The organism is Phycisphaerales bacterium, assembly GCA_016716475.1.
Classification (GTDB): Bacteria; Planctomycetota; Phycisphaerae; order UBA1845; family Fen-1342; genus JADJWG01.
On record JADJWG010000001.1, the window covers coordinates 863995 to 885598 of the forward strand.

Genomic DNA, 21604 nt, shown 5'->3' on the forward strand with positions numbered 1-21604 from the left:
CGCGCATGGCACCCGCTCGCGATTCATTCGTCAACCGCGGCTCCCCCCCGCGGTCCGCGACGGCACTTAGTCCCCGGCCGGCGGAGACTTGGCACCGGAGAGGAAGATCATCTTCTCCTTCTCACCGTTGCTCTTCGTGATCTCGACCATGACACCGATCACGCACGGGCCGGACCCCACGCACTCGGTATCGAACTTCAGACTGAAGTGATATTGCCGCTGCGGCGATGGCTGCGGCTTGACCACTGTCATGTCGCCGCTGCCGAATTCGATGCGGGTAGCATCCTCCTTGTCGCCATAGGTGGTCGTTCCCTGATTGGTGAACGAGGCCGCGCAATCCACCCACGAACCCTCACCAGCGGTCCCCCCCGGCTTCGGCCGCCAGCACTTGACCCAGGGCTCCACTCGGAACTTGGCACCCGTGTATTCGTTGCAGTTCGTCCAGACGTACCGGTTTATCCACTCGTAGTCACACGGGATCGCAAGACCGGTCTGGCCGGCCGCAGTGATCGCTTGCAACAGCAGCAGGTTCCAGGCCCGCCGCAGGTCCTCAATCGTCGCCAGCTTGAACAGGGCATCACCGAAGGCATACAGGTCCAGGACGATGGAGAGGATGGCACCCGCCGCTTTTTTGCCGAGCACCTTGGCCAGTGCTTTTTCAGCCAGCTCCTTGACCGCCTTGTTGAAGCCCTCGTGCAACTGCTTCTTCAGATATTCCCAGATGTCAAAGTCCGGGCTGGTAAACTCCTTGATCGTCTGGAGGTCGGCCAATCCGTCACGCACCTGCTGGATGCGGTCAATCAGCCCGTTCAGCGCCGTGCGAGCGGCCGGCTTCAGATCCTCCGCGACCAGGATCAACTTGATGACCGCCTGCAACGTCGCCAAGGCCTTGTCGAGCTTGTCGGCATCGAGCGCATTCAAGGCGTTATTGTCACAGTTGATGAAGGCCTGCAGCGCTGCAACCGCCTCCGCTCCCAGGTCGGTCTCACCCCGCAGAATGCTTCCAATCAACTCGATCAGTCGCACTTCCTTGACGAGGGGATTTTCCTCTAGATCGTTGCCGGCCTTCTCGAGTTCGCGACCGATGCGCTCCAGTTCGCGCAACAGATCAGCGAGCTTCTCTTCCGGTGTCACCGGTTGCGCAACCACACGATTCGCCGGTCCACTGCACAACACGTTGCCGGGAATCAGCAGACTGTAGGCCTCGACCTGCCACACGTACGTCTTGCCCGGCAGCAGCGGCGCGGCTTGCGAGGGATAATTCACCCATGGTTGCACGAGATCTTCTAGCACGAATTGCGGTGCGGTCAGCAGCAGCGCATCGGCCGGTGTCAGGTCGGCCGGCACGCGGTGCAGCGACAGCCGGTAGCGCAGCGCCGGGTCCGGGATATCACAGGGGTTCCACGCGAAGCCCGGGCGGCCATCGGTGGTCACCAACCCGTCCCGCGGACACAGCGCCGCCAGCGGTTCCGCAGTCGGCATGGGTGGCCCCACCGGCCCTGTTAGGGACTCCAGAAAGAGCGTCACGTCCGCGAAATCCACGGCCGTACCCACATTCGTGTTGAAGAGCCACTCGCAGTACATCGTGGCGGTGCCGTCGCTCCCCGTGAAGCACTCTTGCAGCGGGGCCAGGTCGAGGAGATCGAGCGCACCGTCATCGTTCACATCAAAGTGCGGCGGGCGGTACGGTGTGATGCTGCGCACGCACACGTCATCGTTCTGAGACAGTTGCAGCCACCCGACTCCGCGAGTGCCGTGCAGGCCGCCCACCTCGATGTACACGATTTCTCCCGCGATTAGTTCACGGGTATGCAGACGCGTGCCGAGGTAGCAGCCCGGATAGTCACTGCTGGTGGCGATCGGCACCGCCTCCGGACCGCAAGCCGGGGTGTCGTACACCGCGATGCGCGTCTCGAACTCGCTTCCGCACGTGTCGATCCGCAGCACACCGGTCGTCTCCGCGATGTACGCGAACCACAGGTTGGGGCCGATCACGAAGCCCCCCGGGCCACTCGGTGTCGCAAACAGCGTATTGAGGGGTACCAGCACATCTCCGGAGAGCAACAACGGCGTATCACAGGAGTCGTTCGGCGGCGGCCCGCAAGGTGGCGCGCCCGGCTGCTGCGTGGGCAGCACAATGCTCAGCCCGTCGGGGGTCACCAGCGGGAACGGCGCACTGCACGGCCCGGGCACCACCAGATCACTGTACAATCCAAGGATTGCCGCCTGGTTGCACGTGCCCCACACCCCGAACTCCACCCATGGAATCGCCACTCCCGCGGGAGTAGACAACGGAATCGGTGGCAGTCCTGCCAGCGCTGTGTCATAGGCGCGCGTCTCGAAGGGGGGCTCAAGTTTGTGGAACAGGTAGAGTGGCTGCACGAAGAGCTCGACATGCAGCCAGCCGCCGGCATACGGCTCCCAGTTCTCGAGCGTAATGTGCCCAGGGGCCGGAGTGGGACAGAGGATCTCCATGCGCCACGACCCGCTGCCAGGGACAAAGATCGGCGCAACGCTTTGAAGCTGTAGTTGCACCAGCTCGATCGGGATTTCGAGCAAGTGGTCCTGCTGGTCGGAGTCACGGCAGACTTGCAGCGGCCGCTGAATCAGCAGCGCCGGTCCGCCCTCGATACCCATGACCGGCACCGGACCATTCGGGGCCACGGTGCCAGGACCAAAAAAATTCGGCGGCAGCGGGGGCACCAGCTCGGTCCCGAAGGTCCACTGCCCAGGCACTGGGACGGCGAGGCACTCCACCCCCGGTACCAGGCACACGGGGTCATCCGCTCGTGCAACGGAAGAGACCAGCACCCCACCCAGAATCCCAATCGAGAGAACCGATGCGGCGGTACGGGTGAGCATGCTCAACCCCTTTCCGGCCGAATGAGCGCAGGGACATCGGCTAGTCACGTGCTAGACATGTAAGCGGAGCGTTGCCCGAACGCGCCGTCGGCCCATAACACTATTCAGTCTACCGTCGATACCGGGCCAGTCAAAGAAAAATGCCTTAAACTTGCCGCCTCGACGCCCCCTCCCCCCCGTAAACCGTCTGACCACCGGCCAGCCGGACAACTCAGGAAGCCATCACCTCCCCCTGTGCTACCTGGCGCGCCGCAACCCAAGCAGCAAGCCACCCAGCAAAAGTACACCGGTGGCGGGCTCAGGCACGACGGCTGGTGACACGGAGAACCACTGCTGGTTGTCAAGCGGGAGATCACCCGGCCAGGCGAAGGTCACCTGGCCACCGAGCGCCCAGCTCTGCGTGAGCGGCAGATCCGTGAACAGCAGCACGAGGTCGAATCCTTGATTGTCGTCCGCCACCGCGGACGTGCTGATCCCATAGACACTCAGGCCACTGAGCAACTGCAGATTGTTGAGCTGCACGCTGCCGCCGGGCACACTCGTGAACGCCGTGATGAGCAACGCGTTGGTTTCGGGCCGCAACGTCACCTCGGTGCTCGACGAGAAGACGGTGTCGAAAATCAAACCGGCCCGCTGCGTATTCGCGTCATATGTCACACGGAAGGCGTGCGGCAAACCGTTCTGCCAAGGATTGGGGGTTTTCGGGAGTTCGACCTCGGCAGTGCCATTAGCAAGAGTGGCGATCCGCAACGTCTCCGAGGCACCGCGCGCTTCGAAATCAAAAGGCGGCGCGAACTGCAGCACGGGCTCTACCTGGGCAAAGGAACCGTAATGCGTTGTCGTAAGCGTCGCCCCGTGAGTGACCAGGGCACCCAGCGCAAGGGTTGTCAATATCAGCGATGCTTTCATGGTGGCCTCCTTACTTCTGCACTTGCAGGCCGCAGCTATCACACAGCAGGCACTCTCAGGCCGGAGGAATACCCCCATCAAACGGGTCTACGCTCGTATCCAGAATGTAGAAGCAGAAGCCCGTGTTGATCGGGTTCAGGAAAAAGTCCTGGAAATTCACCTCGAAACCATACTGCTGGAGCACTGGATCGAAGTGCGCGGTGATCTGCTTCTGCGCCAGGGCATCCTGTGACAGGATGATGACCAGGTCGTTCGGATCAAACCCGACCGGGAAGTCGTAACCTAGCAACGCGACGACGTAACGCCCCGGGGCCGCCCAGGTACTGTTGAAGCCAAAGCCATTCAATGGCCCACCGCTCACCGCGTCCACGCATCCAACCGCCACAATCCGAGAATCTCCAGCCACGCCCTGTGGACCCGCCGGACCGGTGGCGCCCGTCGCACCGGTCGCACCCGTCGCACCCGTGGCACCCGTCGCACCCGTCGCACCCGTGGCACCGGTTGCTCCGGTTGCTCCCGTGGCGCCCGTGGCGCCGGTCGCACCGGTGGCTCCTGTTGCACCTGTAGCGCCGGTCAGGCCCGGCTCACCCTGCGGTCCCACCGGACCGGGTTCACCCTGCGGACCGGCTGGCCCTTGAACTCCCACGGTGGCACCCAGACGCCCGGCATCGAATTCCGCCTGAATCTGGTCGAGCACTTGCGCCGCAATGGCATCCGTATCGACGGGGCGATTGGTGCCCTGCGCCTCATCAATCAGCTCGCTAATAATGACGGCCGCCGGAATCGTGAGCAGGTCGCGCCCCCAATCCTGCAAAAAGAGCGCCGCTCCGGGGTTGATCACCGGACACCCGCCGAGTGAAAGCGTACTGGCCAACAGCACGGTCACGAGTACGCTACGTCGCGCTTCGAACATCACACGTACCTCCTGGGGAGAGAGTCCGTCGCGGGTGTGGAGCGTACAACCGCCGTCGTGTCAGCGCTTGCCTGGCCGGAGTACCGTACAAGCTGCTCGTACCAAAGCTTAGGCCGACCTGGCGGTGAATCTCTCCAAATCTCGCCCGTGCGGTAAAAAAAGAATTGACAAGTGCTCGTAGTTGCGTTCCACGAACAAGATCTTTGTATCCCGCACCCCGGCCAGCAGCCGATCACCGACAACCTCGACCGGCTGCCTGGCGGTAATTACGGGGAAATATAGGGGTATGAAGCGGCTTCAGGACACGGCCCGGACACCCGCATTGATCCGGATCGAATCGTCCACCCTTCACTCCCCCGGCAGTGGCACATCGACGTCCGGTATTCGGAAACGCACTTCGCCGTACTGCAACTCGCCCGTCGCGAGGAACGCGACCAGGTGCGGGCGACACGTACCACAGCCCGTGCAACAGCCCGTGCGACGGATCAGTTCGTCGAGGTCGGTAATCCCGTGCCGCCGCGCATAGCTGCGCAGTCCCACGAAACTAAGCTGCCGACATTCGCATCGGGTCTGACTCATGATTCCAGCATTATACGCGGTCTACAGCCCACGATTTCCAGTTGACCCGCCGTGACCCGTCGCACGGGAGAGGTAATGTTCCGCCCACGTCGCAAGCACCGCGGCCACGTATCGAGCGTCTGTTTCCCGTGCAATCAACAAGTGATCGGCACCCTCCAGGGCGATGAAACTCTTCGGATGCCGCGCCAACTCGAACAAACGCTGCGCGTGCGCGATATCCACGACCTCATCGTCCGGAGAGTGCATGATCAGCAGAGGACGGTCCAATCCCCGCACGGCTGCGGCAACATCATGCTGCCGCAGATCGTCGAGCAACTGCCCCTTGATCCGTACCGGCCGCCCCATCACGTCCACTTGGGCAATATCTTCCGGCCCGAAACCGGGCGGAGTTTGCCGTGACAGAAATTCAATCAAGTGGGCGGTTTCACTCGGTGCCGCAATCGTCGCCACGCCCACACATTCGGGTACCTGGCCTGCGACTGCCAGCACCGCCGTACCCCCCAAGCTGTGGCCCACCAGCAGCGCCGGCGCCCGATACTGTGTGCGCAGGTAGTTCGTCGCGGCCAGCAGGTCCGCCAGGTTCGAGGTAAAACCGGTTTCGGCAAAATCACCCGCACTTTCACCGAGCCCGGTGAAATCAAAGCGAAATAGCGCCATACGGCGGTCGACCAGTTCCCGCGCAATCCAGTTCACCGCCTTCAGGTCCTTCGTGCAGGTGAAGCAGTGCGCAAACAGCACGAACGCCCGCGGCGTGCCCGTGGGCAGGTCCAGCCGGGCTGCAATTTCGTGTCCCGTCGAGCCGGTAAACCGCAGGCGCTTTCGCTCGGGCAGCATGAGCCGTTCCTGAATCCAGGGTCATTGGAGTCGGGCTAGCACCGACCACACCGCGGGCCGAATACACACCTGACTTTATGAGACCTGCGGCCACACCAGCATAGCGTCTGACGCGCGCCCATCAGCCCTGTCACCGGAGATCTTAACGAGTCTGCTGTTTCGGACGATGAAAGCGGTGCGCGAGAGCCAGGGCGGGGGCAGCGCGCGGTGCGATTGGCAAAACGATCACCGGGCGAGGACCCGAGGAAGAACTCATGGGCAGAAAGACGGCCTCCACCACGAGCGACGCGCCGCCCCAAACCCCGCCCGTACCCACGCAGACGGAGCGCCGCACACCGCTTCCGAGCGGCTTCGTACTCACGGCCGACGCACCGGGGACAACCCTTCGGACCGGAGCCCCTTCGTCTCCCCCCAGCGGCCGGACCGAGGATTGGCGGCGCCTGTCACAGGATCTGTCGGCCCGTGCCAATACCTTGCGACAACTCCGCTCCGACCTGGAACCGCAGTCCGCCCTACTCGACGCCCGCGCCCGTGAACTGGACGCCCGCGCAGCCGAACTCGACGCTCAGATCGCCCGCACCCAGTCAGTCGCTGCGGAACTGGAGCAGGGCAGCCAGGAACTGCAGCGCTTCGCCGCTGAACTGGAGAAACGTCGCACCGAGGCCGCCGAGCGCACCGCCCGCCTCGACCGCCGCGAACAAGCCATCGGTGCACGCGACGCTGATTCCGTCGCGCGCGCCAAGGAAATCGGCGAACAGGCCACGCTGCTCCAGGCCCGCATCCGCGACGCGGATCTCCGCTCCGCGGAACTGACCGCACGCGACAGCCAGCTCACCGCCCGGCAGGCCTTCCTCCGCAACACCGCCCGATCCCTCTCGACCCGTCGGCACGAACTCGACCGGGACGAGGCCGTCCTCAAAACCCGCCGTGAGGATCTCACGACGCGCGAACGGCGCCTCGAGGAGCAGACACAGGATCTCACCGAACGCAGCGCCGCCGTGGCCGGACGCGAGGCCATCCTTGCCGAGCGCACCGAGAGCATCAACGCCGAACAAGCCCGCATCGTCACCCAGTCTGAGGCCCTCATGCAGCGCGGCCTCGAACTCGCCCAGCGGGAACGCGAGCTCGCGGCCCAGGGCGCCGCCCAGGTCGCCGAGGCCCACACCCTGGCCCAGCACCGCTCCCAGCTCGCACAGGCCGAACAACAGGTTGCCGCGCGTACCACGCAACTCGACGCGCAGGCCACCGAACTCGCGTCCCGCGCAGCCGAAATCACACAGCGCGACCGCGAACTGGAAGCCCGCGCCGCAGAACTCGCACAGACCACGGCCGCGCTGCAGGTCCGCGCCGCAGAACTCGCACAACAAGCCGAGGCGCTCGCCGCTCTCGAGGCCGATTGCACCGCCCAGGGCGTGCAACTCGACCGCCGCGCTGCCGAAATTGCACAGCGTGAGCGCGAACTGATCGCCCAGGCCGCCACCCAGGCCGGCGAGGCCGGCGCCCTGGCCGCCCGCCGGGCGAAACTCGACGAGACTGAACAGGAGCAGGTACGGCGCAACCGCGCACTCGAGGACGTCGCCGCCGAGCTTACCAAACGCACGGCGGACCTCGAACAGCGCGCCCACCATCTTGACCAGCGTGCCACCGTCATGGAACAGACCGGCCACGCCCTGGAAGCCCGCGCCGGTGAGGTTGAACAGCGCGCTCGAGATGTGGACACCCGCGCCGATGAGTGCGCCGAACTCAGCGCCCACCTGGCACACCGCAACGCCACCCTCACGCAGCGCGAGCACGAACTCGCCACGCAGGCCAGCACCCAGGCCGACGAAGCCCGCACCCTCGCCGCGCGCCGCGCCCAGATCGAGTCCATCGAGCAGGAGCTGGCGCGCCGCACGGCCGCGTTCGAGCAGGACATGGCCCGCCGAATCGCCGAGCTGGACGCGGAATGCACGCGTCGCACCAGTGCCCTCGACGAGGAAACCGCCCGGCGCACGAGCACACTCGAGGCGGAGTCGGCCGCTCTCGCCGGTCGCGAGTTCGAGCTCGAGCAGCGAACCCGCGACCTCGACGAGCGCACCCTATCCCTTGAACAAGCCCTGCGGGCTCTGCAAACCAGTGCGGCCGAAGTTGCACAGCGGACTCTCGAAGTCGAGAACCGCACCGCCGAATGCGTTGCTCACAGTGAGCAACTGGACCGGCGCAGCATCGAGGTGCAGCAGCGCGAACGAACCCTCGAGCGCCGGGCGGCCGAACTCGCCACCGCCGAGCGCAAGGTCGTTTCCGAACTCGAAGCCCTGGCGCGCGATCGCGAGCAACTCAACACGCAGGTCGAAAACCTCGCCCAGTGCATCGGTCACTACCGCATCGCGCCGGCCGCCGCACAGTAATCCGTTGCCGGTCCGCACCGACGGCGGGACTGCCAGGTGGCGTGCTGCACCGCGCACCTGAAGGGGCATCTATCGTCCGATAGTTTCAACGGAATCGCTTCATCCTTGCACGGTATGCACTTTCCATTGACACCCGGGCCCGACACGTGTTAGAAGTACTATCATGCTGCGGTCGCAGCTCGGGAGATCCAAGGAGAGAATGCCTTCCGGGCGGATCACACATGCTTCGCGGGCACGCTCTTTTACGGTTGGGAGTGAGTCTGCGGCCCCATGTTCACAGCACGATGGCCGAAGGTTTCGTTTTTCCAGAATGATGTCTGTGGCCCCCAGGGCTCATCACTGGGTGGCCGTAACCGAGAATGCCGGTCGCCCGGCAACTGGCATTCTTCACTCGCACACATGTACTGAGGTCATGTGCAACCTCAGCAGTGTGCCTGGATGATGAATGCAGGCGCTGCACAGGTAATTTCAGGTGCGTCGCACGGCGACGGCCTGGGCAGCGTGGATCAGGAGAAAGGATACTGCCCGCAAACCACAGCGGTATGGCCGCACGGGTCAGATCCAGTGTGCCAAGGGAGACAAAGCCCCATGAGAATCCGAACAAGCTGGCATTTGCTGGCGGCGGCGTGTTGTGCGTCGGCCGTCGCTACTTTCGCGTTGGCTGAGTCGGAAGTGTTCCGGCCCGGTTTCGCTCAGCTCCATGCACGTAATGCCATCGAGCGGGCATTCGAAGTCGTCACGGACGAGTCTGGCAACGTCCCTGCACCTGGGCTGGGCGGGGCTCGCGCTCCCGGCGATTCCTGCAACGACCCCATTGTCGTCACGATCGACGGGACCTTCAGCGGTTTCCAGGACCAGACCACCACCTGCGGTCGTGGCAACACCATCCCCGTGAATGCCGCCAATTGCCTCGGCGCGTTTGCCGGCGGCGAGGACCTGGTCTATCGTCTCGACGTCGCACAGGACACCTGTGTCGACATCCTCGTCGCGAACCTGGGCGCGCCCGAAATCAACTTCGCCGTCGTAATCGACGACCAGTGCGTCGGCACTCCCTGTCTTTACGCCCTCGCCCAGACCAGCGGTCAAGTGCTGCTGGAGAGTGTCCTGTTGCCCGCCGGGCCCGACAGTCTTTACCTCGTGATCGATTCGCAGTCCGGATGTGTGACTGACCTTCAGATCATCATCATTCCGGCGGCCGCCCCCTGTCCCGTTGGCGCTTGCTGCGGCGGCACGAGCGGTTGCACCGACAATGTTGCGGACGTGAACTGCTTCCTGCAAGGAGGTATCTACCTCGGCGACGCGACGACGTGCGACTTTGCGACCGACTGCAATGGTAATGGCACGCCGGACCTGTGCGACCTGCTCAACGGCAGCTCCGATGATTGCAACAACAACAACATTCCTGATGATTGCGAGATCACCCCGGCGACCGATGCCGACAGCAACGGTGTCCTTGACGTCTGCGATCCCGACTGCAACAACGACGGAATCCCGGACGCCTGCGAACTCGACGCCAACCTCGGGAATTGCGCTACGATTTACCCGGCGGTCGCGGGTACGGCAATCGACTGCAACTTCAACGGGATCCCCGACTGGTGCGAAGGTGACCCATCCTGGCAACAGGCCTGGGACGACGGCATCCGTGAGCAGGCCATCGGCTTCAACTCCACCGCGACCGCTTACTGGGCGGGCATCGTGAGCTTCGACGTCGAAGCCGGCAAGCAGACGATCCGCGGAGTGCGCATTGCGTGGCCGACCGGCGCCCCGCTCACCGGTCTGACCTACCAGGCCTATATCTGGAGCGACCCGAATCAGGACGGCAACCCGAACGACGCCCAGGTGCTGAGCCAGGGCAGCGGCGTGATCTCCATCCAGAACGGCACCGGGGTGCCCTCGGTCTTCCAGAACGTCGTGATGCCTCCGGTCACCCTGCCCGTCGGGCAGAAGTACTTCGTCGGCTTCATTGTGCGAACACTGGTCGGCCCCGCCTTCCCGCTCCCGATCGACAGCACGACCAACGCCAACCGTAGCTGGGTGATCGCCTCGCAGACCGGCTTCACGCCCCCAATCGACCCGAACAACCTCGGGGCCGCGTACAGCATTCCGCTGAATACGCTCGCGGGTATCAACTTCCCCGGCAACCTGATGATCCGCCCGATGGGCGCCCCCCTCGGCGCGGCCTGCGCCGGCGCCTGCTGCTTCGGCCCGGGTGGCTGCGGCGACGCTCTGGGTGAGAATGCCTGCGTTGCCGGTGGCGGCGTGTACCTCGGTGACGGCACCCAGTGCGCCGACTTCGCCGCCGACTGCAATGGCAACGGCACGCCCGACATCTGCGACATCCTCACGGGCAACTCGGAGGACTGCAACGGCAACGGCATTCCGGATGAGTGCGACATTGCGCTCAATCCGCTGCTCGACGTCGATGCGAACGGCGTGCTCGATGCCTGCGATCCGGACTGCAACAACAACGGCATCCCCGACGGCTGCGACGTCAACGCCGCCGCCGGCCAGTGTGCCACCGTCTTCCCGGCCGCAGGTGGCTCGGCAGACTGCAACTTCAACGGCGTGCCCGACGAGTGCGAAGGCACTCCGACTTGGCAGCAGCAGTGGGATGATGGCATTCGCGAGACCAACCTCGGCATTGCTGCCGGTGCGGACCTCGCCGCAATCGTCAGCTTTGACGTACTGCCCGGCCATGAGACCATTCACGGCCTCCGCATCTCGTGGACGACTTCGGTGGCCAACGGCCGGCCGTTCCGGGCCTTCATCTGGAGCGACCCCAACCAGGACGGCAACCCGAACGACGCCCAGGTGCTGCGCGAAGGCGCTGACGTCGTCGTCCAGGGTGGCCCCGCGGCCACGGCGACGTTCATGGACATCGTCCTGCCGCCACTGACACTGCCGGTGGGAACGAAGTACTTCGTGGGCTACATCATCCGGACGCAGCCCAACGAGTTCCCGATGGCCATCGATCGCACGACGCCCGATGTCGGCAAGAGCTGGATCGTCGGCGCCGCGAACTTCGCCACGAACCCGATCAACCCGAACGACCTGGGCAGTACGGGCTACAACATCCCGCTCAACACGCTCACAGGGATTGGCTTCAGCGGCGACTTCCTGGTGCGCTCCATGGGCGCGTTGACGGGTCCCGAGTGCCTGCCGCCGCCTTTCTGCCCGGGCGATTCGAACGGTGACGGCGTGGTCAACTTCGCCGACATCTCGCCGTTCATTGCCGCGATCAAGGCCGGCAATGCGGGCAACTGGACGTGCAACCTCGGTGCCGGTTTCGGCCCGTACCTGAACAGTGATGCCAATGGTGACAATGTCGTGAACTTCGCCGACATCTCGCCGTTCATCGGCCTGCTGAAGGCCCCGCCCCCGCCCTGCGTGAGCGTGTGCCCGTAAGCGCGTCGTTCTGACCTCGGAGAGTAGAGCGTTTCGCTCATACGCGGGTCGGCGATCCCCGGATCGCCGACCCGCGGCTCTTGTCGAACCTGCCTCTGTACCTCGGGCGTAAGGCGCCACGTCGAGCAGATTCCGCCCCAGGTGCCGATCAGAACTGCAACCTGCCTGTCCCCACGGGCGCGCACGGTCCAATTCCACCGCCCCTCCGTCCGATAGCCGTGTGTAAGGGCTCGAAATGTGTGAGAAATGCAATCTTTGGTTGACACTTTCATACATGCGGCGTTAGAAAGAGAGTAGCTGCGGTGGCGCCTGCCGGTGCCATCGGAGACGGTTCGAGTTCGACCCTCCGTGCGATTCGGTCGTCGCCACGCGTGCAACAGGGTGCGCGACGCCTGGGTCGGATTCGAATTTGCTGGCGTGCGGCGCATGGGGTCCGACCGTGGACCACGCGGCCATGAGCGGCGATCCCCCCGTTCGTGCCGGCCGTCGGGCGCTTGGGCAGTGGGAGCGAGAAGCCCGCATGCAAATCTCTGTGGCTTCGCGCGTTCCGAGTCTGCGGACTCGGTAGATCACCGTACGCGGAATCGTCCGCACGGCGTGTTCAATGGTTGTGCTGCGCTGGCAGCCGTGGGCTACGTAGGCCTGCGGAAGCTGGGACAGCGCTTGGTCACGAGGGCTTCGGGCCGTCCGAACATGACCGCATTTGGATGCGGCCTGTACGGCCGGTCGTGTGCGAACAAAGGGAGACCTACACATGAGGATCCGGAGAAGCTGGCAGTTGCTGGCGGCGGCGTGTTGCGCATCGGCCGCAGCAACGTTTGCGATGGCCCAGTCGGACTTGTTCCGGCCTGGCTTTACGCAACTCGAATCACCCAACAGCATTCGAATCGCGATTGAGGCCGAGCCGGTACCCGATTATGACGGCGGCACCCGCGCCTATTGCGAGGCCTCGTCGCAGCGCTGCGACTTCGAAAAGATCGCACTCGTACAGTTCGTCGATATCAACAATCCGTCTGAGTGCCCGGCTCCGGCCAACGACCCCAACGTACCCAAGTACTCAGACTTCACCGCGATTTCGACGACGGTGGCGCGTAACGGGGTCTACCCGATTCTCGTGGTGGTCAACCCGTTCGACTTTGACCCTCCCGGAGACAAGGTTCGCGTCTGGATCGACTGGAACCAGGATGAGACCTTCGATGACGCCGTTTATCCGGCCGGCGAGCGGTACAACCTGGCAGCGAACACCTCCAACGGCCAGTTCACTGGCAATATCCATGTACCGGTAGGTGCGACACTCGGTCAGACGCGTATGCGCATTCGGCTGGAGTGGGCGACGGACCCCGGCACCGGACCGTGTGGCACGATCCAGTACGGCGAAGTCGAAGACTACACCGTCAACGTGATTGCAGCCGCACCCGAAGGCGCCTGCTGCGTCGGCGGCAATTGCAGCGGTCCCATGCCCGCGTCGACCTGCAACTCTCAGGGTGGAACGTACCTCGGTGACGGCTCGCAGTGCACCGATCCGAACCCCTGCCAGGGTGGCTGCTGCCTCGGCGGCCTCGACAACTGCCAGGTGACTACCCAGGCCGGTTGCGCCACGCTCGCCGGAGACTACCAGGGCGGCGGCACGACTTGTGATGCCTGCCCGAAGACCGGCGACACCTGCGACACACCGGTCGTCGTCACGATCGGCACGGATTTCGCCGGCTACTCCGACACCAACCGGACCTGCGGCCGCTTCAACAGCATCCCGGTCAGTTCGACGAACTGCCTGGGCTCATTCGCCGGCGGCGAGGACCTGGTTTATCGGCTCGACGTCGCGCAGGACATCTGCGTAGATATCCTCGTTCAGAACCTCGGACCCGATTCCAACTTCGCGGTCGTCATCGATGACCAGTGCGTGGGCACGCCGTGCCTCTACGGGCTGGCGCACACCTCCGGCCAGGTCCTGCTCGAAAGCGTCCTGCTCCCGGCCAGTCCTGAGAACCTCTACCTCGTGATTGACTCGCAGACCGGGTGCATGAGTGACATCCAGGTCATCATCATCCCGGCAGCGGCCCCGTGTGCGACGGGCGCCTGCTGCGGTGGCGCCGGCGGCTGCACCGACAACATCGCCGACGTGAACTGCTTCCTGCAGGGCGGCGTGTACCTCGGTGACGGTTCGACCTGCGACTTCGCGACGGACTGCAACGGCAACGGAACGCCCGATATCTGCGACATCCTCACGGGCAACTCCGACGACTGCAACGGCAACGACATCCCCGACGACTGCGAGATCAACTCGACGACCGATGCTGACGGGAACGGTGTGCTCGACGCCTGTGATCCGGACTGCAACAACAACGGCGTTCCGGATGCGTGCGAACTCAATGCCGGCCTCGGCAATTGCGCGACCGTCTACCCGGCGCTCGCCGGCACGGGCGAAGATTGCAACAACAACGGTATTCTTGATGCCTGCGAGGGTGATCCGCTCTGGCAGCAGCAGTGGGATACCGGCTTCAAGCAGGGCAACCTCGGCTTTGCCGGCGCGACGGCTTACTTTGCCGGCATTGTGAGCTTCGACGTCGAGGCAGGCCACGAGACCATCTACGGTGTGCGCGTCGCGTGGCCGGTTCAGGCCACCATCCTCGGCCTGCCATACAGCGTGTACATCTGGAGCGATCCGAACCAGGATGGTAACCCGGCCGATGCTCAGGTTCTGCGCGCGGGCACGGGTAACATCACGATCACGAACCCGAACAGCTCAACCGTTCAGGCCGTGTTCCAGAACCACGTGCTGCCGCCGATCACGTTGAACGTCGGGCAGAAGTACTTCGTCGGCTTCATCATTCAGACGGTCGTGGCGCCGGGCAACCCGCTGTCGTTCGACTTCGGTCCTAACAACCAGCGGAGCTGGCTGATTGCTTCGCAGACCGGGTTTACGCCGCCCATTGATCCGAACGATCTTGGCGCTGCGTACAGCATTGCCCTGAACACCATGGCCAATATCGGGTTCCCGTACAACCTGATGATCCGGCCGATGGGTGCGCTCAGTGGTCCGGTTTGCCTGCCGTCTTCCTGCCCGGGTGACTCGAACGGTGACGGCGTGGTCAACTTCGCCGACATCTCGCCGTTTATTGCCGCGATCAAGGCCGGCAATGCGGGCAACTGGACGTGCAACCTCGGTGCCGGTTTCGGCCCGTACCTGAACAGCGATGCCAACGGTGACGGCGTGGTCAACTTCGCCGACATCTCGCCGTTCATCGGCCTGCTGAAGGCCCCGCCCCCGCCCTGCGTGAGCGTGTGCCCGTAAGCGCGTCGTTCTGACATCGGAGAGACGAGCGTTTTCGCTCACACGCGGGTCGGTGATCCCCGGATCACCGACCCGCGACTGTTGCACAACACCTGGCGTACGGACGTGTTGGCCTGGAAGGACAGCCCACCGCGTGTAGACCGCAGCCCTTCTCACTATCCCCTGCCTACACTCAAGGCGTGCGACCGATCCCGGCAAGTTCATCTATCCCTGTGTTGGGAATCGATCCAACCACACGAAACTACGCCATCTGGCAGCGCTTGGGTGCCCTGTCCAACAGAACCCTCCGCCGGACGGCCCCTGCACGATCTACGAAAGGGAACCTACGCATGCACTCCGTCGGCCGTTCGATCGCCCTCATCCCGCTCCTCCTCTGCACGACGGCCTGCGCGCCGCGCTATGAGCTGCGTCTCACCACATACGCCGCCCACGACGCCAAACGGACCCCCGCCACCGGCCCGATACAGGTCACCGTCGCCACCGCCCCGAGCGAACCCCTGCTCGAACCGGAAGTCCGCCGCAAGATCACGATCCTTCTCACCCAGCAAGGCCATGAGGTCGTTCAAGGTCGCCCCGGGGCACTCGTTCTGGCCGCCTTTCTCGGCATGGGCGCAGAACGCTGGGTCTCGACCACACGTTCTGTCACGGAACCGGGCGGCTATGGCTCGGCGCGCTACTACGACGGTCGCGGCCGAGTTCGCACCATCACCACGTACTACCCCAGCCGCACCTTCTACGTCCCTTATACCTACGCCGTGTACCCGCGCGTTCTGACCTTGACGCTTTTCCGCACACCCACCGACCCGGAAATCTCCGACAACGGCCACACCAACACGGGACTGCCCGAGCGAGTGACGTCGGACGATGTGCTCTGGCGCGCCACCGTGCATTACGCCGGGCCCGACCCCGACGTCCGCGCTGTCGTCGACTTCCTGCTGATCCCCGCCCTCGAACGCTTTGGTACCGACACCGGCCGTGAAATCAGCGTGGTCCTGGCCGAGGACGATCCCCGCGTTACGCAATTGCGCGCCGCCCTGACCGCGCCCTGAGTCGCTACGAAGTTTCGACGGCCGACGCCGACGCCCGCCGCGCGTAGAGCCCGATCCAGAGGAACAGCGCCCCGGCAAGGGCGTACGACAATGCGAACGCATACCCCCGCTCGAGCACAACCTGCGCCGCCCCCGCTTCGACCTGATCCCACACGAAAAGCGCATGCAACTCGTTCCCCACGAGCCGATACGCGTGCAGCAGCCCCAGACCCGTCAGCCCCGCCGCCACAAAACACCACGCCGCCGCGGCACGAAAGCGTTGCCGGATCAATTCCGTCGCCAGGGCTGCGAGAATCAGGGTGACGATGATCCAGGCCTCGTTGGCACCGCGGATCGCGAGCAACCCCCGCAGCAGACCGGCCTGGTACGGCGCCGGGTCCGCACGCAGCAATTCGGCGAATGTCGTCGTGGCTCCGAGCGCGAAGGTGAAGTTGTCCAGGGTAATGAGTAACAGCGCCGCCATGGCCGGGAAAAAGGCGAGCGCCACCGCGGGGGCATGCTCTCGCGGCGTCGTCTGAAAGGCCTGCGCCGTGATGATGATGCCGATATACATCACGATGGCCGCACCCGCCTCAACCGGTACGACACTCACCAGCAGCCCGCCGAGCCCGAACAGGAACGCCATGGTGAAGAACAGGCCGTTCAACACGGAATAACTGCTGCGCGCCCCAAGCGCCTTCCAGCCCGGATGACCGATGTAGATCGTTGTCGGAAAACACGACCCGAACAGGCCGGCCGCGATACTGCCGATTCCGTTCATGGCCAGGGCCGGGGCCGTCGCGAAACGGTCACCGGCGGCTTCGGCCGACTCGATGTTCTGCAGCGAACCCAGGAGGTTCAACAATCCCATCGGCACCGAAACCGCCAGGAACCGCAGCAGCAGGTCGGGCCGTTCGAGCAAGAGCGTCCACACGGCCTGGCCGCTGAACACGGGCGGTGTCCAGCGTACCTCGTGCAGCGCTGTCACGATGGCTTCCGGGCGCAGCGCCGCGGGCGCAGCGAGCCAACCGCCGTTGCCGGTCCCCGGCACCGCGCTATGTTCCAGCGCCACCAGCAGCCACGCGACTCCCGTACCGAACACCACCGCGATCAGCCCGCCGGGCAGCCGGCCGGGAAAATGAAAACGTCCGAAGTAGGCCAGCAGCAGGATCGCCAGCGGAGTCACACCGATAAGCGGATAGGCGTAGATGCGAAACGCAAAGTCGGCCGCAATGAACGTGATGCCCACGGCCGCCAGCACGCCGAGCAGCGCTGCCCGCGGCGTCACGCGGCGCAACCGTTCGGCACAGAAAGCCCCGGCGAACTCGATCAACCCACTGACAAGGCAGGCCAACAGGCCTACGGCCCACGTCAACTCCGGGTCCTGGGTTTCCTGGTAGACCGGACGCATGACGAAGTAGATGTAGGCGATGACCGACGGGGTGTTGATGCCGTAGGGCAGTGCGGTGCAGGCCGGATTGCCCCAGCGCCGGGCGCTGCGCCGGGCCTGCCACGCATAGAACAGGTTCCCCAGCAACAGACTGAGCGCGACGCCGGGCAGAATCCGCCCAAAGATGATCTCCGGTGGGAGACCGGCGAAGGCGGTGGACCCGGCCAGGGCGACGATCAGCAGCACCTGCGCGAGGTTATCCACCATCAGGCCGAAGAATCCATCGAGATCACCCCGGGTCCAGAGCGGGGGGCGCTGCATGGTGGCCGTCGTCATACGTAACTCGCAGAGTGGCGCTTGGCCGTCGTAGCGGCAGATCATCCCGGCTACGCCGATTCCAGTCCCAAAGACATCGTAGGGACAGCAGGCCGTTGGCGACAAGTTCGCAGCGGTGCGAGTGGCGCAGCGCCGTGGCTCTGAGTATCATCCATTCGCTGGGCAGAGCAGCCGGACGCGGAGCGCCGGAGCACGGCGCCAGCACAGAGCGAGGACGACGCGGCCATGGCCATTCAGTATCGTTGCGAGAGTTGCGCGGAGCCGATCGAAGTCGATGATGAACTGGCTGGGCAAACGGCCCGCTGCCCCTATTGCGGTTCCGCCGGGACGATCCCAGCGCACTCGACGTATGCGCCCGGCGCGGCGGTCGTAGCGCGGCCGGCGCGTTGGGAAGAGCGGGAAGAAGTAACCTCCGAAACGTTTCAGCGTACCCCTTCGGTGCCCCCGGCGACGCAGCGTCGCGCTCGCACGCTGGGAACCTATGCCCTCGTCACGACGCTACTCGGCTTGCTGTGCCTGGGGGTCGCGATGGTGCGCTCGTTGATGCTGTTGGCGCGCCTGGGCCTGCTCGAAGGGGAACCCGCCGAGGCACAGAAAGCCCTGGCGGAAACGTTTGATCCGGTGATCGTGGTCGCACAGTTCGCGATGGCTCTACTGCTTCTGGCCGGCTTCGTCCTGAGCATTGTGAGTCTCGCACAGAGCCGCCGCGGCAATTGGACCGCGCTTACCGCACTGCTGTTGTGCCTCGGGCTGGGGACCTGCCTCGTGCTAGCCGTGCTCGTCACGCTCGCGGGCCTGGGCACCGGTTGAAGCATGCACCCCGTAGTACCGTCGCGCACTACGTTGCGTGGTTACCGGATGTATAGCGCGCAATGCACTGCCGCGCAGCAGTTTACGCGCAACCACGTTGACCCCCCCCAGCGCGGCGCCTACGCTTCTGTGTCTCGCACCGGTCATTGGCGATCCGAGATCGGTGAGGAGCGGGATGCGAGGTACATCGGGATGGGACCGTTTGAAACCATCGCCGCGTCGGATGAAGGCCGGGCGCTGTCGGCCGGCAACTTCACCCTGAGCCGCGCGAATCGCGCCCTGGTGTTGGTGCGCCGTGTCGTCACCGACATCATCACCGACTATGGCACCCTGGGAGAGTTGCGACGCGAACGCGACGACTGTGGCGACAATCCAAGCAACCGCGAACGTCTCGAAGAGCTCGACAGCCAAATCGACCAGCTCGTGGCACGGCTTGATGCACGCAACCGCGAGTTGCTGTCGATCGGCGCCGTCCTCAAGGACTGGCGCTCCGGGCTCGTTGATTTTCCCGCGCAGTACCAGGGCCGCCGGGTCTGGCTTTGCTGGCGCCTGGGCGAAGACACCATCACCCACTGGCACGAGTTGCACGAGGGCGTAACGGGTCGCCGCCCGATCGAAACAGGTGACTTCGACTGATCTTCGATTGATCCTGTGTCGGGGTCAGGAGACCCCCTGCTCGGCCGCGCCTACACACCGGACTACGTCGGCGCTGACTCCGCCGGATCACACGGGCGTGCGGCTTGGTTCGTCGGATGGTGATTCTCCTCGAAACGGCGAATCTTCTCCACGCGCCTGGCATGCCGCCCACCCTCGAACTCCGTCTCAATCCAGACGCGCACAATCCCCTGCATCAGTGCATCCCCCACAAGATCCGCCGGCAGGCAGAGCACATTGGCGTCATTGTGGCGCCGTGACATCTGCGCAGTCAGTTCATCGTGGCACAGCGCCGCCCGCACACCATGCACCTTGTTGGCCGAGATCGACATGCCGATGCCGCTGCCGCAGAAGAGCACTCCGCGGTCGGCTCGCAGTTCAGAGACGGCCTGCGCCACCGCTAGCCCCGCATCGGGATAGTCGCAGGGCTGCTCATCGTGCGTACCGAAGTCTGCGACCTGCAGGCCCATGCTTTGCAGCAGGGCCTTGATACGCTCCTTGGCCTCGAAGCCGCGGTGGTCGCTACCAACTGCGATCTTCATGCACAAACTCCTCCACCCGGACGCCGACAGCCCGTGCCAGATGCTCCGCACAGGCCCGATACGCTTCCGGCGGTCCTCCGTAGGGATCCGGAATCGGACCGGCCGCGTCGAGCAACTCCACACGTCCGGCTGCACCCGGAACCAGCTCGAGAACCGCGCGCCGGTGCTCCGGGGTCATGACGTAAACACGCTCCGCACGATGTACGAGTTCGACGGTCACCGGCTGTGATCGATGCCCGGACAGGTCGAGACCGCGGCGCCACATTTCTTCGACAGCCCCCGTAGAGGCCGTCACATCCGCATACGCCATCGTACCCGCGGAGGCCACCTCATAGCCACGCGCCGCGAGTTCGTCCGCCGGACACTCCAACTGCCGCGCGAGGGCCTCTCGGAAGAGCGCTTCCGCCATCGGGGAACGGCAGGAGTTCCCGGTACATACGATGAGAATTCGGCTTACCGCCATCCGCGCCACCGTCCGCTCATCAATCACCCCGGGGCGAACCACGCGCCAACGATTGCCACGCACCTCGACCAGTGTCGAGGCGCCCTGGTACCTCGTCCGGCCGCCGTCGATCGCGAACGCAACTTCCGCTCCGAATCCCGCGAGCGCCTCGCCCAACGTTGCCGGGGGCGGCACACCCGGACGATTCGCACTGGTGGCGATGACGGGTAATTCTACTTCCTGTAACAGGCGGGTCGCGGCCGGGTGGTCCGGGCACCGCAGTCCGATGCCATCCTGATAGTAGACGGTCGCGCGGGCATCAGGTTCCAGTGTTCGCCCGGCGGCGGTTTCTCCTGGCGTACGTTCTTCACAGAGCAAAGTAAGTGGCCCGGGCCACCCGCGGCGTGCCAGCCGCCGAACCAGCCCGGTCGGGCGACTCAGGAAGCGGCCCGCAGCCGCCCTCTGCCCCAGGTGAACAGCGAAAGGCCGGTTGGGTGGTAAGCCCTTCAGGGCCCGCAGCCGCTGCACTGCCGTCGGGTTCCCCGCCGCCGCGGCGACCCCGTACACGGTTTCCGTGGGGAACAGGACCAGCGCCCCGGAGCGCAACGCCTCCGCCGCCGCCCGAAGCGAAGCGACATAAGCATTCGTATCCGAAGAGTTTATGATCACAAGCGACATCGGGTCCGTCCCACAGCGGGTGGGCGATTGTCGGCCAGGCAACCGCGGCCGTCAACGCATGCAACCCCATGGAAACAGCGCTCACCCCCCCACCCGACAAAGATAGATATCGGCTAGAACAAACGAACTTCCGGCCGCTGCAGCATCGCATTCCCCTTGTCGCACCAGACACGGTATGCTAAATTATGCGGCTCGACTGAATTGCATGGACTGTATTGGTGGAGTCCCCCATGGATATTGCTCCCGGAAACCTGGTGACCGTGCAGATGACGGCCGCACCGCAGAGCGAGGCCGCCCGCAAAACGCTCATCCGGCTCTTCCGCAAGGACCCCGAGATCGCCCGACGCGAGCGCCAGAAGGCCCGTACGCGGCCCTCGTGGCAGACCAAACGTCGAGGCGGCCGCTTGTGGCACCACCAGATGCATTCGCAGCCGGCCTTCCCACTACATGCCGGCGCCGAGTACCGCCTGTTCGCCAGTGTCGACGTGCTACGCGACCTGGCCAGTGTGGCGCGGTATGTGACGGTCAAGCCGGCCTGACGCA

14 protein-coding genes and 1 pseudogene are annotated in these 21604 nt (G+C 64.6%); 7 read left to right on the plus strand and 8 right to left on the minus strand.

Translation table 11 applies throughout. The annotated features are described in order from the left end of the window. Window positions 1-66 precede the first annotated feature (66 nt). From IPM18_03620 to IPM18_03640, 5 genes and pseudogenes are all read right to left on the minus strand, one after another. The gene (locus tag IPM18_03620; protein MBK9118680.1) at window positions 67-2862 is read right to left on the minus strand and encodes a hypothetical protein; all 2796 of its coding nucleotides are present in this window, start codon (window positions 2860-2862) and stop codon (window positions 67-69) included. Window positions 2863-3099: 237 nt separating this feature from the next. Then, window positions 3100-3771 (minus strand): PEP-CTERM sorting domain-containing protein, encoded by a 672-nt coding sequence (locus tag IPM18_03625; GenBank protein ID MBK9118681.1) that lies wholly within the window; start codon window positions 3769-3771, stop codon window positions 3100-3102. Between the two features lie 406 nt (window positions 3772-4177). After that, a pseudogene (locus IPM18_03630) lies at window positions 4178-4429 on the minus strand (collagen-like protein). 603 nt (window positions 4430-5032) lie between these two features. Continuing rightward, window positions 5033-5263, minus strand: coding sequence for a (2Fe-2S)-binding protein (locus IPM18_03635; protein MBK9118682.1), 231 nt, complete (start codon window positions 5261-5263; stop codon window positions 5033-5035). Between the two features lie 21 nt (window positions 5264-5284). Beyond that, window positions 5285-6097: an alpha/beta hydrolase gene (locus IPM18_03640; protein MBK9118683.1), complete on the minus strand. Its 813-nt coding sequence runs from the start codon at window positions 6095-6097 to the stop codon at window positions 5285-5287. A 254-nt stretch (window positions 6098-6351) separates the two neighbouring features. Here IPM18_03640 and IPM18_03645 point away from each other — a divergent pair, with 254 nt between their 5' ends. The 4 genes from IPM18_03645 to IPM18_03660 all read left to right on the plus strand — a co-directional run bounded on the left by IPM18_03645 (window position 6352) and on the right by IPM18_03660 (window position 16230). Continuing rightward, window positions 6352-8484, plus strand: a complete 2133-nt coding sequence (locus tag IPM18_03645) for a hypothetical protein (protein MBK9118684.1) — start codon at window positions 6352-6354, stop codon at window positions 8482-8484. Between the two features lie 588 nt (window positions 8485-9072). Continuing rightward, on the plus strand, window positions 9073-11889 hold the full coding sequence (locus IPM18_03650) for a hypothetical protein (protein MBK9118685.1): 2817 nt from the start codon (window positions 9073-9075) through the stop codon (window positions 11887-11889). Between the two features lie 754 nt (window positions 11890-12643). After that, complete coding sequence (locus IPM18_03655) at window positions 12644-15181, plus strand: hypothetical protein (protein MBK9118686.1); 2538 nt, start codon at window positions 12644-12646, stop codon at window positions 15179-15181. Between the two features lie 329 nt (window positions 15182-15510). Next, window positions 15511-16230: a hypothetical protein gene (locus IPM18_03660; protein ID MBK9118687.1), complete on the plus strand. Its 720-nt coding sequence runs from the start codon at window positions 15511-15513 to the stop codon at window positions 16228-16230. Window positions 16231-16234: 4 nt separating this feature from the next. Here the strand turns inward: IPM18_03660 and IPM18_03665 are convergent, their stop codons facing one another. Then, window positions 16235-17935 (minus strand): NCS2 family permease, encoded by a 1701-nt coding sequence (locus tag IPM18_03665; protein ID MBK9118688.1) that lies wholly within the window; start codon window positions 17933-17935, stop codon window positions 16235-16237. Between the two features lie 225 nt (window positions 17936-18160). Between IPM18_03665 and IPM18_03670 the strand changes: the two genes are divergently transcribed. Continuing rightward, window positions 18161-18745 carry a hypothetical protein gene (locus IPM18_03670; protein ID MBK9118689.1) on the plus strand — a complete coding sequence of 195 codons (585 nt, stop codon included), beginning with the start codon at window positions 18161-18163 and terminating at the stop codon, window positions 18743-18745. A 192-nt stretch (window positions 18746-18937) separates the two neighbouring features. Further along, the gene (locus IPM18_03675) at window positions 18938-19381 is read left to right on the plus strand and encodes a DUF2203 domain-containing protein (protein ID MBK9118690.1); all 444 of its coding nucleotides are present in this window, start codon (window positions 18938-18940) and stop codon (window positions 19379-19381) included. A gap of 62 nt (window positions 19382-19443) precedes the next feature. On the opposite strand, the gene rpiB is transcribed toward IPM18_03675, so the two are convergent. Both rpiB and IPM18_03685 read right to left on the minus strand, forming a co-directional pair. Then, entirely contained in the window at window positions 19444-19941 is a 498-nt protein-coding gene (gene rpiB, locus IPM18_03680) for a ribose 5-phosphate isomerase B (protein MBK9118691.1), read from the minus strand. Next, a complete protein-coding gene (locus IPM18_03685; protein MBK9118692.1) occupies window positions 19922-21061 on the minus strand; it encodes a threonylcarbamoyl-AMP synthase in 1140 nt (379 codons plus the stop codon). Before IPM18_03685 ends, rpiB begins: the two co-directional genes overlap by 20 nt. A gap of 230 nt (window positions 21062-21291) precedes the next feature. On the opposite strand from IPM18_03685, the gene IPM18_03690 reads away from it, so the two are divergent. Beyond that, complete coding sequence (locus tag IPM18_03690) at window positions 21292-21600, plus strand: hypothetical protein (protein MBK9118693.1); 309 nt, start codon at window positions 21292-21294, stop codon at window positions 21598-21600. Window positions 21601-21604: the final 4 nt, after the last annotated feature.